Origin of the sequence: Bifidobacterium pullorum subsp. saeculare (genome assembly GCF_016899725.1) — a bacterium.
GTDB classification, from domain to species: Bacteria; Actinomycetota; Actinomycetes; order Actinomycetales; family Bifidobacteriaceae; genus Bifidobacterium; species Bifidobacterium pullorum_C.
The window spans coordinates 81368-98323 of the sequence record NZ_JACLYU010000003.1 but is presented as its reverse complement, the minus strand read 5'-3'; the positions used below and the strand labels follow the sequence as shown (position 1 = coordinate 98323).

Here is a 16956-nt window from a genome sequence, read left to right as displayed (position 1 = left end):
ACGGCGCGGCCCCCTTGTGGCCGTGAAGAGGCGCAATGTCTCAGAATCGGCATAAACTCAACTCTGTTTGCCTTAATCGTCAATCCTGAATGGAGACAACATGTCGGGACATTCCAAGTGGGCCACCACGAAGCATAAGAAGGCCGCCATCGACGCCAAGCGCGGCAAGCTGTTCGCCAAGCTCATCAAGAACATCGAGATCGCGGCCCGCATGGGCGGCGGCGACCCCGACGGCAACCCGTCGCTGTTCGATGCGATCTACAAGGCCAAGAAGGCCTCCATGCCCGCCGACAACATCAAGCGCGCCGTCAAGCGCGGCTCCGGCGAGGAAGCCGGCGGCAAGTCCTACGAGGACATCGTGTACGAGGGCTACGCGCCGGCCGGCGTGGGCCTGATCATCGAGTGTCTGACCGACAACCGCAACCGCGCGGCCGCCGAGGTGCGTTCCACCCTGGGCAAGAACGGCGGCAGCCTGGCCACCACCGGCTCCGTGTCCTTCAACTTCGAGCGCAAGGGCGAGATCGCCATCAAGGCCGAGGGCGTGGACTTCGACGACCTCTTCGAGAAGGCCGCCGAGGCCGGCGCCGAGGATGTGCGCGACGAGGGCGAGATGTACGTCGTCGTCACCGCTCCGTCCGACGTGCATGCCGTGCGCCAGGCCCTGGTCGACGCCGGCTTCGAGTACGAGTCCGCCGACCTGGTCATGGCCCCGAAGAACGAGATCGATCTCTCGCTCGAGGACGCCCGCAAGGTGAACAAGCTCATCGACGCCCTCGACGACCTCGACGACGTGCAGAACATCTACGCCAACTGGACCGCCTCCGACGAGGTCATGGAACAGCTGGACGAGGAGTGACACCAAGGTGATCATCCTCGGCGTCGACCCCGGGCTCACCCGCTGCGGGGTCGGCGTGATCGAAGCCGGCGCACACCGCCGGCTTTCGTTTATCCACGTGGACGTGGTGCGATCCTCGCCGGACATGAGCCAGGACCTGCGGCTCAAGGCCATCTACGACGGGCTCGCCGGGAAGATGGACCGCTTCCTGCCGGACGCGGTGTCCATCGAACGCGTGTTCGCCCAGGCGAACCGCAACACCGTGCTCGGCACCGCGCAGGCCGCCGGCATGGCGATGCTCGCCGCCGCCCAGCGCGGCATCCCCGTCGCGCTGCACACGCCCACCGAGGCGAAGCTGGCGATCACCGGCAACGGCCAGGCCCAGAAGGTGCAGGTCGAACGCATGGTCGCCCGCGTGCTGGGGCTCAACATGATGCCCAAGCCCGCCGACGCCGCCGACGCGCTGGCACTGGCCATCTGCCATGCGCTGCGCCCCGCCGGCGCCCTGCAGGGCGGCGAACGCGAGCAGCATCTGACCGCTGCTCAGCGCCAATGGGCAGTGGCGGCGCAGAAGGCATCCCGCCGCCGCGGCACGGACCGGGGCATGTGCGCCCGGGCGGCAGCGGCGCCCGACACCCCGTGGGCGCCGCTGCCGCCCGTCCCTCAGCTACACTGGTTCGAACAAGCGTTCGAAAGTGAGTCGCGATGATAGGAATGATCAAAGGCACGGTCGAGGCCGTGGACACGGCGGCCGCGCTCATCCTCGCCGGACCGGTCGGCTACGAGGTGCGCATGCCGGCCAGCGACCTGACCCGCCTGCACGCCGGCCAGGAGACGACCGTGCACACCTCGCTGGCCGTCTCCCAGGACGCGATCACGCTGTACGGCTTCCTAGAACCCGCCGCCAAGCGCATGTTCCTGCAGCTGCAGAAGGTCTCGGGCATCGGCCCGAAGGTCGCGCTCTCGCTGCTCTCCACGCTCCAGCCCACGGCCCTCGCCAAGGCCGTGGCCGACAACGACGCCGCCGCCCTCGCCAAGGCTCCGGGCCTGGGCCGCAAGGGCGCACAGAAGATCATCCTCGAACTCAAGGGCTCCATCGACCTCGACGCGCTGGATGAGGCCGCCGCCCCCGGCGCCATGGCCGCCGAGGCGCGCCCGCCGGAGGACACCGGCGCCATCCAGGTGGTGGAGGGCCTCATGTCCCTGGGCTGGCGCCAGCAGGACGCCGAGCACGCCGTGCGCCAGGCCATCGAGGCGAACCACGTGCTTACGCCGCTGGCCGCCGAGGACGTGCCCCGCGTGCTCAAGCTCGCCCTGACCTCCCTCGACCGCGGAAGGTGAGATGACCGATGACCGACCCGACCCAGACGAATAAGCATGCCGACGAGGAATCGTTGCGCATGGTCTCCGCCCAGCCCATCGCCGGCGAACCTGTCAGCGACGAGGAGCTGCGCCCCCATGTGCTCGACGGCTTCATCGGCCAGCCCCGCCTCAAGGCCCAGCTCCAGCTATTCCTCGACGCCGCCCGCAAACGCGAGGTGCCGCCCGACCACATCCTGCTCGCCGGCCCTCCCGGCCTGGGCAAGACCACGCTGGCGATGATCGTGGCCAACGAGCTCGGCGTGCCCATCCGCGTCACCTCCGGCCCGGCCATCCAGCACGCCGGTGACCTCGCCTCCATCCTGAGCTCCCTGGACGCGGGGGAGGTGCTGTTCATCGACGAGATCCACCGCCTGCCGCGCGCCGCCGAGGAGTTGCTGTACATCGCGATGGAGGATTTCCGCGTCGATGTGATGGTGGGCAAGGGACCGGGCGCCTCCTCCATTCCGCTGACGCTGCCGCGCTTCACCGTGATCGGCGCCACCACGCGCGAGGGCATGCTGCCCTCGCCGTTGCGCGCCCGCTTCGGCTTCACCGCCCATCTGGACTTCTACCCTCACGAGGAGCTGGAGAAGCTCGTCACCCGCTCCGCCTCGGTGCTCGGCCTGCCCCTTGACGACGGCTCCGCCCATGAGCTCGCGGTGCGCTCCCGTGGCACGCCGCGCATCGCCAACCGCCTGCTGCGCCGCGTGCGCGACTGGGCCGTCGTCCACGACCTCGCCTCCGTGGGCCCCGCCGACGTGCGCGAGGCCCTCGCCCTCTACCAGATCGACACCGAGGGGCTGGACCGCCTCGACATCGCCGTGCTCGACGCCATCGTGCGCAGCTTCGACGGCGGACCGGTTGGCCTCAACAACCTCGCCGCGATGGTGGGGGAGGAGTCCGAGACCGTGGAGACCGTGTGCGAGCCGTACCTCGTGCGCGAGGGGTTCCTCGTGCGCACGCCGAAGGGCCGCGTGGCCACGCGCAAGGCCTGGGAGCACCTGGGGCTGGAGCCGCGGGAGCGGGCCGACGGGGACCAGGGCACTGTCGGCAAGCTCTTCTAGACTGCTCAGGGGCGGCGGCATGCCCTGCATCCGCGCCGCCGCAGGCAACCGTAACGCCGTCATAAGGAGTTCCCTTGGATATCATCTTTCTCGTCGTGATCGTCGTCGTCATGGGCGGCATGATGTGGTGGCAGTCGAAGAAGGCCAAGCAGCAGCAGCAGGCCCGTCAGGACTTCCGTGCCAACCTGCAGCCCGGCACCGAGGTCATCACCATCGGCGGCGTGATCGGCAAGGTCGTGTCCGTGGACACCCAGTACGAGGAGATCGTCATCGACTCCGAGGGCTCCCAGCTGCGCTTCAGCTTCAACGCCATCTCCAAGGAATACATCCGCCCGGCCTTCATCTCCGATGACGAGGTGGACGAGAACGGCAACCCGCTGCCCGAGCAGCAGCCCACCGAGGCCGGCGACGAGGCCCAGAAGCCGATCGACGCCATCGAATCCGCCGAGGCCGGCCAGTCCGCCGGTGCCGAGGCCGCCGAGGGCGAGACCGCCCAGGCCGCCAAGTGAGCGACGTGACAGCCATGGCCTCCACCGACATCGTCATCAAGGACCTGGCCAAGGTCGGCGCCGCCGATGCCGAGTATCTGGTCTCCCTCATCGGCACCATCCCGGGCTTTCCGAAGGAGGGCATCCTCTTCCGCGACTTCATCCCGGTGTTCGCTGATCCGAAGGGGCTGAGGATCCTCATGGACGCGCTTGTCGCCGCGCTGCCGGTCGACGCCGCCGACTTCGACACCGTCGCCGCCCTCGAGGCGCGAGGCTTCCTCTTCGGCCCTGCCCTCGCGGCGCGCCTGGGCAAGGGCTTCGTCGCCGTGCGCAAGGCTGGCAAGCTGCCCACCGCCACCATCGGCGAGGACTACCAGCTCGAATACGGCACCGAGCGCATCGAGATCGAGGTCGGCGCCGTCAAGCCCGGCGACCGCGTGCTTGTCGTCGACGACCTCATCGCCACCGGTGGCTCCTCCAAGGCGGCCGCCGACCTGGTGCGCCGCGCGGGCGGCACCGTCGCGGGCTTCGAGTTCGTCATGGGCCTCGACGGCCTCGACGGCGCCGCGAAACTCGGCGGGGCCCCCGTCGCCACGTTGGTGACGATGCCCGCCTGAGCGACGGCCACTGGCTGTCATTCGAGACGACGCCGGACGACCACCCTCGTCCGGCGTTACGCTATCGGTGGCAAAGTTTCCCACAATCCAACCGCTTTTCACCCACGCACACAGATCGGCACAAGGAGAACATTCCATGGATCTGTACGAATACCAGGCGCGCGAGCTGCTCGCCGAGCAGGGCATCCCCACCCCGGAGGGCATCTACGCGCAGAACTCCCACGAGGTCGCCGAGGCGGCCGACAGGATCGGCTACCCCTGCGTCATCAAGGCGCAGGTCAAGATCGGCCACCGTGGCCAGGCCGGCGGCGTCAAGCTCGCCAAGGACCGCGACGACGCCGTGCTCAAGGCCGAGGAGATCCTGCCGATGACCATCCACGGGCACAAGGTGTCCGGCGTGCTCGTGGCCGAGGCCAAGAACGTGCTCCACGAATACTATGTGTCGATCTCCGTGGACCGCGCCTCGCGTGACTTCGACGTGCTCGCCACCGCCAACGGCGGCACCGAGGTCGAGGCGATCGCCAAGGAACATCCCGAGGCCGTCAAGCGCCTGCACATCGAGGCGTTGGGTGACTTCGACATCGAGGCGGCGCGCGCGATGGCCCGTGAGATCGGCTTCTACCACGCCGACGTGGAGCAGGCCGCGCAGATCCTGCTCAGGATGTGGCGCTGCTTCAAGGAGAACGACGCCACGCTCGTCGAGATCAACCCGCTGGCCAAGATTGGCGACCCGGACGACGAGGCCTCGAAGACGTTGTGCGCGCTTGACGCGAAGATCTCCCTCGACGACAACGCTGCCTTCCGCCACGACGGCTGGAAGCGCTTCGCCGACGCCCGCTCCGGCGACCCGTTCGAGCTGCGCGCCAAGGAGCACGGCCTGCACTACGTGCATCTGCACGGCGAGGTCGGCGTGATCGGCAACGGCGCCGGTCTGGTCATGAGCTCCCTCGACGCCGTGTCCGGCGCCGGCGAGGAGCAGGGCACCGGCGTCAAGCCGGCCAACTTCCTCGACATCGGCGGCGGCGCCTCGGCCGAGGTCATGGCCGCCAGCCTCGAGATCGTGATGAGCGACCCGCAGGTCCGAAGCGTGTTCATCAACGTGTACGGCGGCATCACCTCCTGCGAGCAGGTGGCCAAGGGCATCCTGGAGGCGCTCGACCAGATCGCCGGCGCCAAGCCCATCGTCGTCCGCTTCGACGGCAACGCCGCGGCCGAGGGCCTGGCGATCCTCGCCGCCTCGCACAACCCGAACGTGCATGTGGCCGACACGATGGAACAGGCCGCGCAGGAATCGGCCAGGCTGGCCGCCGAGGCGAAGGAGGATCGCTGACATGACGTTGTTCATCGAGGACGGGGCGCCCGTCATCGTCCAGGGCATGACCGGCCATCAGGGCATGACGCACACCGCCCGCATGCTCAAGGCCGGTACCAACATCGTCGGCGGCGTCAACGCCCGCAAGGCCGGGCTCGACGTCACCTTCCCCGCCGCCCGTGACGGCGAGGACGCGACCATCCACGTGTTCGCCGACTGCGCCGAGGCGAAGGCCGTCACCGGCGCCGTCGCGTCCGTCGTCTTTGTGCCGCCGCGCTTCGCGAAGGACGCGGTCGTCGAGGCCATCGAAGCCGGCATCACGCTGATCGTCGTCATCACCGAAGGCATCCCGGTCGCCGACTCCGCCTACTTCGTGGAGCTCGCCCAGCGCCGGGGCGCGCGCATCATCGGACCCAACTGCCCCGGCCTGCTCACCCTGCCCTCTACGCCGGAGGCCAAGGGCTGCAACCTGGGCATCATCCCCGACGGCATCGTCGGCCGCGGCCCGCTCGGCCTGGTCTCCAAGTCCGGCACGCTCACCTACCAGCTCATGGGCGAGCTGAGCGACATCGGCTTCACCGCCTGCCTCGGCGCCGGCGGCGACCCGATCGTCGGCACCACGCTGGTGGAGGCCCTCCAGGCCTTCGAAGCCGACGAGACCACCAAGGCCGTCGTGATGATCGGCGAGATCGGCGGCTCCGCCGAGCAGGACGCCGCGGCCTGGGCCGCCGAGCACATGACCAAGCCCGTCGTCGCCTACATCGCCGGCTTCACCGCCCCCGAAGGCAAGCAGATGGGCCATGCCGGCGCCATCGTCTCCGGAGGCAAGGGCACCGCGCAGGACAAAAAGGAAGCGCTGGAGAAGGTCGGCATCCGCGTCGGCCGCACCCCCGGCCAGACGGCGGCGTTCATGCGCGAGACGCTGGCCGGCCTCGAAGGCTGAGCGCCGCACGGAGCCATGCCCACACGCATGAAGCGCCGCATCCTCGACTGCCTCAGGGGTATGGGCACGGCCATCGTCGCGATGGCCGTGTTCGCCGTGCCCATCGGCTGCCTGATCGCCCTGACCCTCCTCGTCATCTCCATGGAGGAGGGCGGCGGCGCCCTCACCGACCTGACGATGCCGCTGACCGAGGCGGCGGTCCTGCTCACCCAGGGCACCGGATTCAAGCTCGGCGCCGTGACGCTCACCCTGATGCCGCTGCTCCTGACCGGACTGCTCGTCGGGCTCATCGCCCAGGTCACGCGCCGCTTCGGCGCCAGCCTTCCCGGATTCCTCGTCGGCATCATCGTCTGGGTGGCGGCGAACCTCGCGTTTGCCGACGCCACCACGCTGGCGGTCCTCGACCAGAACACCGTCATCGGCGCGAGGAGCGCGCTGGTGTTCGCGCTCGGCTATGCTGCGGGAGGCCTTCCCGGCTCCTCTGCCACGCGCATGGCCGTCGACTGGCTGCGCGACCACGTCTCGCCTCCGGTGCGCCGGGCCATCGGGCTGGGACTGGCCACCGGAGGCCTCGTGATCGCCACGGTGCTGGCGATGGGACTGGTGGCCGCCGTCGTCTGGATCGTGCTCGGCCACGAGGACATGACCCTGATGTTCGACAGCGAGGGCATGGAGACCGGCTCGCGCCTGCTCATGAGCCTGATCACCCTGTTCTGGCTGCCCAACGTGGCCATCTGGGCGGTCTCCTGGTGCGCTGGCGCCGGCTTCTCGATCGGCGACCTCGCCACGTTCACCCTGTGGAGCGGGCAGGGCGACGGCCTGCCCGCCCTGCCCGCGTTCGCGTTGCTGCCCGCCCCCGTCGAGGCCGACTGGGCGCGCATCGCCATCCAGCTCGTCGTGCCGGTGACGGCCGCCGTCATCGGCCTGCTCGTCCTCGTCCTGCCGAAGGGCTTCCGCCTGCGGCCGCCGCGGAAAGCGGACCGGGACGAAGGCCGCCGCGCCGTGCTCGCGATGGCGTACCCAGCCGGCGCGTTCTGCCTGGCCGCCGCCGTGGTGGCCGTCGGCATGTCCGCCATCTTCGCCCTGTCCAACGGGGGATTGGGCACCGGGCATCTCGCGCATGTCGGCGTCGTCGTCATGCGCGCCACCCAGTCCGTGGGACGCACCGCCGCCATCGGACTGACCTGCGCCTGGCTGGCCGGCGCCGTGGCCGTGGCCGCCGCCTGGGGCTTACACTGGTTGTTGCAATCCCACCACAAGGAGGAAACCGATGACAAGCACGAACCGTCCGATCAAGCGGGCTCTGGTATCCGTCTTCCATAAGGAAGGCATCGAGGTCCTTGCGGACGCCTTCGTCAAGGCCGGCACCGAGGTCGTCTCCACCGGCTCCACCGCGAAGCGGCTCGCCGAGCTCGGCGTCAAGGTCACCGAGGTGTCCGACGTCACCGGCTTCCCCGAGTGCCTCGACGGCCGCGTCAAGACCCTGCACCCCTACATCCACGCCGGCATCCTGGCCGACATGACCAACCCCGAGCATGCCAAGCAGCTCGAGGGCTTCGGCATCAAGCCCTTCGACCTCGTCGTCGTCAACCTGTACCCCTTCGCCGACACGGTGCGCTCCGGCGCCAGCGAGGCGGACGTCATCGAGAAGATCGACATCGGCGGCCCCTCGATGGTGCGCGGCGCGGCCAAGAACCACGCCACCGTCGCCATCGTCACCGACCCGGCCGACTACGCGCTCGTCGCCGCCCGCGTCGCCGACGGCACCGGCTTCTCCCTCGAGGAGCGCCGCTGGCTCGCCGCCAAGGCCTTCGCGCACACCGCCGCCTACGACGCCACGATCAACGAGTGGACCGCCCGTCACTGGCCCAAGCCCGCCTCCGTCGAGGCGTCCGGCGACGCCCAGGAGACCGGCGAGCCGGTCGACGAGCGCAAGTTCCCGGCCACGTTCACCCGCACCTGGGACCGCGCGCACACGCTGCGCTACGGCGAGAACAGCCACCAGCAAGCCGCCCTCTACCTCGATCCGCTCGACCAGACCGGCTTCGCGCACGCCGAGCAGCTCGGCGGCAAGCCGATGAGCTACAACAACTACGTGGATGCCGACGCCGCCTGGCGCGCCGTGTGGGACTTCGCCCCGGCCATCGCCGTCGCCGTCGTCAAGCACAACAACCCGTGCGGCCTGGCCATCGGCGCCACCGCCGCCGAGGCCCACAAGAAGGCCCACGCCTGCGACCCGGTGAGCGCCTACGGCGGCGTCATCGCCTGCAACTCCACCGTCACGCTGGAGATGGCCGAATCCGTGCGCCCGATCTTCACCGAGGTCATCGTCGCCCCCGCCTACGAGCCGGAGGCACTGGAACTGCTCAAGACCAAGAAGAAGAACCTGCGCATCCTCAAGGTGGCCGACCCGGTCAAGCGCCGCATCCAGTTCAAGCAGATCGACGGCGGCCTGCTCGTGCAGGACATGGACGTCATCGACGCTCCAGGCGACAGCCCGGACGCCTGGAAGCTCGTCTCCGGCGAGCCCGCCGACGCCGCCACGCTCAAGGACCTCGAGTTCGCGTGGCGCGCGGTGCGCTGCGTGAAGTCCAACGCCATCCTGCTGGCGCACGACCAGGCCACCGTCGGCATCGGCATGGGCCAGGTCAATCGCGTCGACTCCTGCCATCTGGCCGTCGAGCGCGCCAACACGCTGGCGGACGGCGCCGAGCGCGCCAAGGGCGCCGTGGCCGCCTCCGACGCGTTCTTCCCGTTCGCGGACGGCGCCGAGACGCTGATGGACGCCGGCGTGAAGGCCATCGTCCAGCCCGGCGGCTCCATCCGCGACGAGGAGGTCATCGAGGCCGCCAAGAAGGCCGGCGTGACGATGTACCTGACCGGCACCCGCCACTTTTGCCACTGACGGGCGGGACGCGCCAGTGAAGAACCATCCCTATGTGTCCGAAGCCCACGAGGGCAGGCCGTGGTTCGAATGGTGCGTGGCCGGCGTCGTCGCCGTGGCGGGCCTGCTCGCCTTCCTCGGATACACGATGGCCGCCACGGTGCTCATCGCCGTGGCGGCCATCCTCACCGGGCTGCTGCGCCTGATACTGCGCGACCGCAGCCCGTGGAAGGTCAGGTCAGTGGCGTTCGACGCCGTGATCGGCATCTGTCTGGGCGTCGGACTGCTCCTCACGTACTTCGGCGGCAGTCTCCTGCACTGAGGCGTCGGCCGGCTCCGCGACTTCGCCGTCCGTCGCCTCGGGCTCGCCCTCGGCGCCGTCCTGGTCCGCCACGGCATCCGTGACGGCCTTCGCGGGGGTCGGCTCGTCGACCATCTGCGCGACGATGACCGCCAGCGCGACCAGCGCGGCGGCGAGCACCGGGGCCAGCCAGAACACCCACAGCTGCTGCAGCGGCGCCTGGGCCAGCTCCTTGCCCTGCGCGAACACGGCGATGCCGGTGGCGCGCGCCGGGTTGAGGGCGGCGCCGGTGACCGGGAACGCGATGGCCGCGGCCACGCCATAGGCGACGCCGGTGGCGGCCACGCGGGCCGTGCCCTCGGTGGCGACGGCCGCGCCGATGACGACGATGCCGGCGACGACCTCGACGATGATGGCCATCGCGATGCCGAAGTCCAGGCCGGCCGCGCTGATGACCGAGTAGGAGACGGAGCCCTTGCCGTAGCCGTTGACGGCCGGGGTGAGCCACTGGGAGGCCGGGACCTGCTCGGAGGACGGCAGCATCCACACGATGAGCGCGGCGGCGCCCAGCGCGCCGACGACCTGGGCGACGATGCACAGGATGCCGTCGAGCACCTTGGTGCGGCCCAGCAGCATTTCGGCGACGGTGACGGCCGGGTTGACCTGGCCGCCGGAGACCTTGCCGAGCATCAGCGCGGCGGCCGCGTAGGCCAGGCCGGTGCCCAGCGCGACGAACGCCAGGTTCACACCTTGGATGACGGTGCCGTACGTGCCGATGGCGTACACGGCGAAGCACACGAGGAAGCTGCCGACCAACTCGGCGGCGACGCGCACCGGCAGCTTGACGCCGGAGGCAGTGGCCGGCGCGGGGGTGACGGCGGGGGAAGTGACGGGGGCGGCGTCCGCGGTGGGCTCGAAGGCCTGGGACGACGGCGTGGATTCAACGGCGGTCATATCAATCCTTACTGTTTGCTTGCCTTGGGGCCCGTCCGGGCCCGTCGGACGCCGCCAAGTGTACCAGCGGCGGGGTTTACGGTATCATGGCTAGGTTGAAAATATCCGGCCACGTTGGGAGAACGATGCCACACGCATATTCCCGCGCCGCCAAGGCGCACGACGAGAACGAAGAGGGCATTCGCCTGCAGAAGATCCTCGCCCAGGCGGGTTTCGGCTCGCGCCGCAAGTGCGAGGAGATGATCACCGAAGGACGCGTCGAGGTCGACGGGGAGCTCGTCACCGAGCTCGGCACCCGCGTCGATCCGAAGCGCCAGCAGATCCGCGTCGACGGATCGCGCGTCCGCCTCAACCCGAACCACGTCACCCTCGCGCTCAACAAGCCGCGCAAGGTGCTCTCCGCGATGGACGACCCGAAGGGCCGCTACACGCTGGCGGACATCGTGGGCGACAAGTACGACCGCATCTTCCACATGGGGCGCCTCGACTACGATTCCGAGGGCCTCATCCTCATGACGAACGACGGCGAGCTTTCGCAGCACGTCATGCACCCCAAGTACGAGGTCGCCAAGACCTACGTCGCCACCGTGCAGGGGCGCCTCTCCGGCACTGTCTGCCGCCGCCTGGTCAAGACCGGCGTGCAGCTGGACGACGGCTGGATCAAGCTCGACCAGTGCTCGATCCTCGACCAGAGCCGCGACGCCACGATCGTCAAGGTGGTGCTCCACTCCGGCAAGAACCGCATCGTGCGCCGCATCTTCGGCTCCATCGGTTTCCCGGTCAAGCGCCTGGTGCGCACCCAGATCGGCCCGATCAAGCTCGGCGAGCTCAAGTCCGGCTCCTACCGTGTGCTGAGCCAGGCCGAGGTGCGCTCCCTGTCCAAGGAGGTGGGTCTGTGATCCGCGTCGCCATCGACGGGCCGGCCGGGGTCGGCAAGTCCTCCACGTCCAAGGCGCTGGCCAAGTACTACGGCTTCGCCTACCTCGACACCGGCGCGATGTACCGCGCCTGCGCCTGGTGGTGCCTCAGGCAGGGCATCGACCTCGACGCCGAGCAGGTGGACGAGGACGCCGTGCTCGATGCCGTGGGCGCCTTCTTCACCGACGGGCACTTCGACATCGGCGTGGACCCCGACGATCCGCGCGTCACCTGCGACGGCGAGGACATCTCCGAGTCCATCCGTTCCGCCGAGGTCTCCTCGCATGTCTCCAAGGTCTCGAACATCATCCCGGTGCGCCACGTGCTCATCGCCGCCCAGCGCGCCTACATCGCCCGCGAAGCCTCCGAGGAGTCCTTCTCCTGCGGCCTGGGCGTGGTGGCCGAGGGCCGTGACATCACCACCGTGGTCGCTCCGGACGCCGAGGTGCGCGTGCTGCTCACCGCCCGCGAGGAGGTGCGCCAAGCCCGCCGCGGCGCGCAGTCCGCCAAGGCGCCGGGCGTCGTCGGCAAGGATGATGTGGCCGCGCGCGACAAGGCCGACTCCAAGGTCACGAACTTCACCGAGGCCGCCGACGGCGTCGTCACCATGGACAATTCCGACATGGACTTCGAGCAGACGCTCGACACGCTCATCGGGCTCGTCGATGCCGCCATCGAGGAACAGGAGTACGAGCGCTACGCTGCCAACCTGGAGGGCTACGAGCTCGACGAGGGCGACGAGGACCTCATCGCCGGCCGCGGGCAGGGCTCCGCCGAGCAGGGCGATGGCCGCCGTCCCGTGGGCGTGCTCGCCATCGTCGGCCGGCCGAACGTGGGCAAGTCCTCGCTGGTCAACCGCATCCTCGGCAAGCGCGTCGCCGTCGTCGAGGACACCCCCGGCGTCACCCGCGACCGCGTCAGCTACGACGCGGAATGGGCGGGCACCGACTTCAAGCTCGTCGACACCGGCGGCTGGGAGGTGGACGTCGAGGGCATCGACTCCGCCATCGCCTCGCAGGCCGAGGTCGCGGTGAACCTGGCTGACGCGGTGGTGCTCGTCGTCGACGGGCAGGTGGGGCTGACGGACTCCGACGAGCGCATCGTGAGGATGCTGCGTCGCGCCGGCAAGCCGGTCACCCTCGCGGTGAACAAGGTGGACTCGCAGGCCGACGAGTACCTGGCCGCCGAGTTCTGGAAGCTCGGTCTGGGCGAGCCGTATGCGATTTCCGCGATGCATGGCCGTGGCGTAGGCGACCTGCTCGACGCGGCCATCGGCAGCCTGCGCCAGGCGGAGAAGACCTCCGGCTACCTCACGCCCACCGGTCTGCGCCGCGTGGCGCTGGTCGGCCGGCCGAACGTGGGCAAGTCCTCCCTGCTCAACCAGCTGGCGCACGAGGAGCGCACCGTGGTCTCCGACATCGCCGGCACCACGCGCGATCCGGTGGACGAGATCATCCGCGTCGACGGCGAGGATTGGCTGTTCATCGACACGGCCGGCATCAAGCGCCGCCAGCATAAGCTCAAGGGCGCCGAATACTACTCGTCGCTGCGCACGCAGGCCGCCATCGAACGCGCCGAGCTGGCGCTGGTGCTCTTCGACGCCTCCGAGCCCGTGAGCGACCAGGACCTCAAGGTCATGAGCGCTGCCGTGGACGCAGGCCGTGCCATCGTGCTCGTGTTCAACAAGTGGGACGCGATGGACGAGTTCGACAAGCAGCGGCTGGAACGCCTGTGGAAGACCGAGTTCGACCGCGTGACCTGGGCGCAGCGCGTGAACCTGTCCGCCAAGACCGGCTGGCACACCAACCGCCTGCCCTCCGCCATGCGCACCGCCCTAGAGAACTGGGACAAGCGCATCCCCACGGGCCGTCTCAACGCCTTCCTGGGGCAGATCCAGGCCGCGCACCCGCACCCGCTGCGGGGAGGCAAGCAGCCGCGCATCCTGTTCGCCACGCAGGCCTCCACGCGCCCGCCGCGCTTCGTGATCTTCGCCACCGGGTTCCTCGAGCACGGCTACCGCCGCTACCTCGAGCGGTCGCTGCGCGAGGAGTTCGGCTTCGAGGGTACGCCGATCCAGATCTCGGTGAACATCCGCGAGAAGAAGAAGCGCAAGTAGCGCGTTTGCGCGTACTGTGCCCGGGAACGCCATGCGCGCGGTTCCAGGCGTGACGGAAGAGGGGCTCGGTGGCCGGCATGGCCGTCGAGCCCCTCGCGTATTCGGCGGAATCACGCCGCAACACGCGGGGGAGGGGATGAAATGGCGTTTTCGCGAATGCCATGCTAAGTTATTCAACTGTTGCAAAACGCAATGTTCGGGCCGTAGCGCAGTTTGGTAGCGCACTTGACTGGGGGTCAAGGGGTCGCGGGTTCAAATCCCGCCGGCCCGACCGGAAACCCCGGAATTCCAACGATTTGAGGTCGGTGGAATTCCGGGGTTTTTGATTCCAGTCACGATTAGTCACGATGTTTTTCCACTCTGCCCCCATTAGCCGGACAAACGGTCATGAATCTCTTGCATTTCTGAACCGAGCGCAGTTTGGCGACGTCTTTGACTGTGGATTCGCAGGTCGCGGGCTCAAATCCCGCCGGCCCGACCACGGATCCCTACTCCCGCAAGGGATTAGGGCTCTTTTCATATCTGTTTTCGAGGGGCGCGACACGGCGTCCAGTCACGATTCAGTCACGACTCAGTCACGATTGGGTTCGACACGCCCTGGATTCGAGGCGTGTCGAAAAGCCTCCCATTGTAATCATGGCTGTTATGTCGGATGTAAATCCCCTTCCTGTTGTCCATTCCTGCGCCTGGGAATGGCGACATCGCCATGGTTGGGTGAGAAAGCGAAGCTGATATCAGACGCGAGTCATCCGGTGGGGGAGTTGAGGCGTTGCTCCAAAGCGAGAACAGATTCCCCGTTATCATTGAGAATCCATCGCAACGACGCGACGGGCCGAGGGAAGGAGCCGGCATGGCCACCCGCGACTGGTTGACATGGAACCGCACGCATACCATCGGCGCGGTATCGTTCGCCGCCTATGCGCTGATGGCGTTGGGCATCGCATCGCTGAGCGTCGCCGGTATCTCCTCGCAGCAGGTCTGGGACGGACTGACGCTGCTCTGGTGGCCCATCGGGCTGGCGGTGACGTCCCTGCTGGTCGGATTGACTGCGGCCGGCAGCCTCGCTTTTCCGCTTGCCGGCACGACTGCCCTCGTGGCGATGTTCCTGGTCCTTGCCTTGGCAGCGCCCAACGCGATGCCGGCGGAAGCGCCTACCGTATTCCTTCGGATTGTGCTCACCGTGGCGCTGTACACGGCTGCTGCCTTCCTGCCTTACCTCGCCGGCAGGCTGCTGATCCGCAGGGTGGCGGCCACGACATACCGGCGTCTGCTGCGTACGCCGTTGGCCAGGCCGGCCCGTTGGATGGCCGCCCGCCCCGCGCTGACCGGATGCTGGATCGCATGCATCATCCTGTTCGCGCTGGAGACCTACATCCATTGCGTCGACTATGTGGGCTTCGCCACCGTGCTGTCCCATACGGTGCTGCTGCCGGTGGCGATGCTTATCGTCAACGCCGTCGCCGGGTCGACGGACGGGCCGGGACATTGGATTCCGGTTGCATGCATCGCCGGCGATGCGGTGCTGGTGACGGAGACGACGGTGATTCTGCAACTGTTGCACGGTCACGACCCGCAGTGGGATGCGTTCGCCATGCTGCTGCTTCCGGCCGCGGTGGTGTCGGTGGTCGCCTACCTCGTTTCCGCCGGCATCCGGCTTCGCCGTCATCATCGGCGAGAGCCGGCGAGGATACACTGATGCGTAAGCATTGCCGAGAGGGAGGACGGGAATATGGAGACGCAGAATCAGGGGATGCCCATGCCGGGCGGAGGCAAAGCCGAGGGGCCGGCGATCCGGTTCTGCCCTAACTGTGGTGCGCCGCAGCAGGATGAGGGGAGGTTCTGCGCGGTCTGCGGCCAGCGCTTGCTCCCGGACGAAACGCAACCGGCCGTCACAGCTCCGGCCACAGTCGCGGCTGCGACGCCGGCCATGGCATGGCAGGAGGAGACCGTCACGCCGCCGTCAATTCCCGTGGCGGCGCCGGCAGCCGAACCTCACTGGCAGGCGCAGAGTCCCCAGGCGGCAACGGCGCAGACCAAAGGGCGAAGCCGCGGCATGGTGGCGGCGATCGTTGCCGCGGCAATGATCGCTGTGGCAGTCTGCGCCTATGCCGTGGGCGCGGCGATCGGCGCCCATCGGTACAGCGTCGCGTCCGACCAAGCCGAGGCCGAGATCGCTGCCTTGGAACGAGTCGTGAGCCAGGCGCAGTCCACGCGCGAAGAGGCCGAGCGGATTCTGTCCGCGGATGACCAGTCTCTGGTCCGGCTTGGCACCGAGCTCAACGAAGCCCGTGCCATCCTCACGTCTCCGGACCGTCCGAATGTCCTTTTCATCTGGCAGACCTTCCGTGCGGCGGACCAAGCCACGAAGCGCGCGGAGTCCGCTCGAACGGCCAAGACCACGCTGAGCAAGACCGCTCGGTCCGTCGAGAAGACCGTGGCCGCCGAGCAGCACGCTGCCGAGTCCCTGGATGCGGATGACTCGGCCGATGCCAGAGGCAAGTTGGAGTCCGCGCATGACCAAGCTCTGCCACCAAGCGTGGACGGTCTACGCACTTATCGCAATGCGCGGTTCGGATATAGCGTGGCGATTCCGGACAGCTATAAGTGGGGCAAGGAATCCGATGACGGCGCCAGCCGGTCGTTCACCGATACCAGCGGAAGAATCACCGTCTCGGTCTCCGGCGAGAACAACACCTCCGGCGCGACCCCGGAAAGTCTGCAAAGCGCCATGGCAGCGGGCCATAGCGACATCACCTACCAGACGCATGGCGAGAATTTCGCGGTGGTGTCCTACTACGAGAACGGCAAGGGCATTTACATCAAGAAATTCGTGAATGCCGGCACCATCGCCACGCTGCATCTGCAGTGGCCGGCGGACCTGACCGATTCCGTAGGCGGACCGTTGACCGAACAGACCGAGGACTCCTTCCGTCCCGGCAACAGCACCGCCAGCTGACGGGCAGGCACGCAATGACCGAACGGCTGGCATGGACGTTCGCAACTGTTCGACATGGAGCCGCGCACGTCCCAGCGGCGGGACCGTGTGTGCGGCAACCGGCGCGTCATGTGGAATTCACCGTATTTCCATCTTTCGGCAGCATCATGGCCAGCATGCGGCTGCGGCGCGGTATTAGACTGATAGGGTTGCCGCGCGCGTCGCGG

General features: G+C 68.3%; 15 protein-coding genes, 1 tRNA gene and 1 pseudogene. 16 read left to right on the top strand and 1 reads right to left on the bottom strand.

What is annotated here, in order from left to right:
* Nucleotides 1–100 precede the first annotated feature (100 nt).
* From H7U32_RS03005 to H7U32_RS02955, 11 genes and pseudogenes are all read left to right on the top strand, one after another.
* Nucleotides 101–856, top strand: a complete 756-nt coding sequence (locus H7U32_RS03005) for a YebC/PmpR family DNA-binding transcriptional regulator (RefSeq protein ID WP_204467950.1) — start codon at nt 101–103, stop codon at nt 854–856.
* A 7-nt stretch (nt 857–863) separates the two neighbouring features.
* A pseudogene (gene ruvC / locus H7U32_RS03000) lies at nt 864–1442 on the top strand (crossover junction endodeoxyribonuclease RuvC); the annotation flags it as partial.
* Between the two features lie 98 nt (nt 1443–1540).
* Entirely contained in the window at nt 1541–2176 is a 636-nt protein-coding gene (gene ruvA / locus H7U32_RS02995; RefSeq protein ID WP_204467946.1) for a Holliday junction branch migration protein RuvA, read from the top strand.
* Between the two features lie 8 nt (nt 2177–2184).
* Nucleotides 2185–3261 (top strand): Holliday junction branch migration DNA helicase RuvB, encoded by a 1077-nt coding sequence (gene ruvB, locus H7U32_RS02990; RefSeq protein ID WP_204467944.1) that lies wholly within the window; start codon nt 2185–2187, stop codon nt 3259–3261.
* A 110-nt stretch (nt 3262–3371) separates the two neighbouring features.
* Nucleotides 3372–3770, top strand: coding sequence for a preprotein translocase subunit YajC (locus tag H7U32_RS02985; protein ID WP_239457463.1), 399 nt, complete (start codon nt 3372–3374; stop codon nt 3768–3770).
* A 14-nt stretch (nt 3771–3784) separates the two neighbouring features.
* Nucleotides 3785–4366 (top strand): adenine phosphoribosyltransferase, encoded by a 582-nt coding sequence (locus H7U32_RS02980; protein ID WP_204468166.1) that lies wholly within the window; start codon nt 3785–3787, stop codon nt 4364–4366.
* 136 nt (nt 4367–4502) lie between these two features.
* Nucleotides 4503–5696 (top strand): ADP-forming succinate--CoA ligase subunit beta, encoded by a 1194-nt coding sequence (gene sucC / locus H7U32_RS02975; protein WP_204467940.1) that lies wholly within the window; start codon nt 4503–4505, stop codon nt 5694–5696.
* A gap of 1 nt (nt 5697) precedes the next feature.
* A complete protein-coding gene (sucD, locus tag H7U32_RS02970; RefSeq protein ID WP_204467938.1) occupies nt 5698–6621 on the top strand; it encodes a succinate--CoA ligase subunit alpha in 924 nt (307 codons plus the stop codon).
* Between the two features lie 15 nt (nt 6622–6636).
* Nucleotides 6637–7944, top strand: coding sequence for a cell division protein PerM (locus tag H7U32_RS02965; protein WP_204467936.1), 1308 nt, complete (start codon nt 6637–6639; stop codon nt 7942–7944).
* Entirely contained in the window at nt 7892–9526 is a 1635-nt protein-coding gene (purH, locus tag H7U32_RS02960) for a bifunctional phosphoribosylaminoimidazolecarboxamide formyltransferase/IMP cyclohydrolase (protein ID WP_204467934.1), read from the top strand. The genes H7U32_RS02965 and purH overlap by 53 nt, the downstream gene beginning before the upstream one ends.
* 16 nt (nt 9527–9542) lie before the next feature.
* Nucleotides 9543–9827, top strand: coding sequence for a DUF3017 domain-containing protein (locus H7U32_RS02955; RefSeq protein ID WP_204467932.1), 285 nt, complete (start codon nt 9543–9545; stop codon nt 9825–9827).
* Here H7U32_RS02955 and H7U32_RS02950 read toward each other — a convergent pair.
* On the bottom strand, nt 9744–10760 hold the full coding sequence (locus tag H7U32_RS02950) for an aquaporin (protein WP_204467930.1): 1017 nt from the start codon (nt 10758–10760) through the stop codon (nt 9744–9746). The two genes, H7U32_RS02955 and H7U32_RS02950, sit on opposite strands and share 84 nt — an antisense overlap.
* 125 nt (nt 10761–10885) lie before the next feature.
* Here H7U32_RS02950 and H7U32_RS02945 point away from each other — a divergent pair, with 125 nt between their 5' ends.
* The 5 genes from H7U32_RS02945 to H7U32_RS02925 all read left to right on the top strand — a co-directional run bounded on the left by H7U32_RS02945 (nt 10886) and on the right by H7U32_RS02925 (nt 16750).
* Nucleotides 10886–11659, top strand: a complete 774-nt coding sequence (locus tag H7U32_RS02945) for a pseudouridine synthase (RefSeq protein WP_204467929.1) — start codon at nt 10886–10888, stop codon at nt 11657–11659.
* Nucleotides 11656–13794, top strand: a complete 2139-nt coding sequence (gene der / locus H7U32_RS02940) for a bifunctional cytidylate kinase/GTPase Der (protein WP_204467927.1) — start codon at nt 11656–11658, stop codon at nt 13792–13794. Before H7U32_RS02945 ends, der begins: the two co-directional genes overlap by 4 nt.
* Before the next feature lie 197 nt (nt 13795–13991).
* Nucleotides 13992–14065: transfer RNA gene (locus tag H7U32_RS02935), tRNA-Pro, on the top strand.
* Between the two features lie 579 nt (nt 14066–14644).
* Nucleotides 14645–15490, top strand: coding sequence for a hypothetical protein (locus H7U32_RS02930; protein WP_204467925.1), 846 nt, complete (start codon nt 14645–14647; stop codon nt 15488–15490).
* A gap of 33 nt (nt 15491–15523) precedes the next feature.
* A complete protein-coding gene (locus H7U32_RS02925; protein ID WP_204467924.1) occupies nt 15524–16750 on the top strand; it encodes a zinc ribbon domain-containing protein in 1227 nt (408 codons plus the stop codon).
* Nucleotides 16751–16956: the final 206 nt, after the last annotated feature.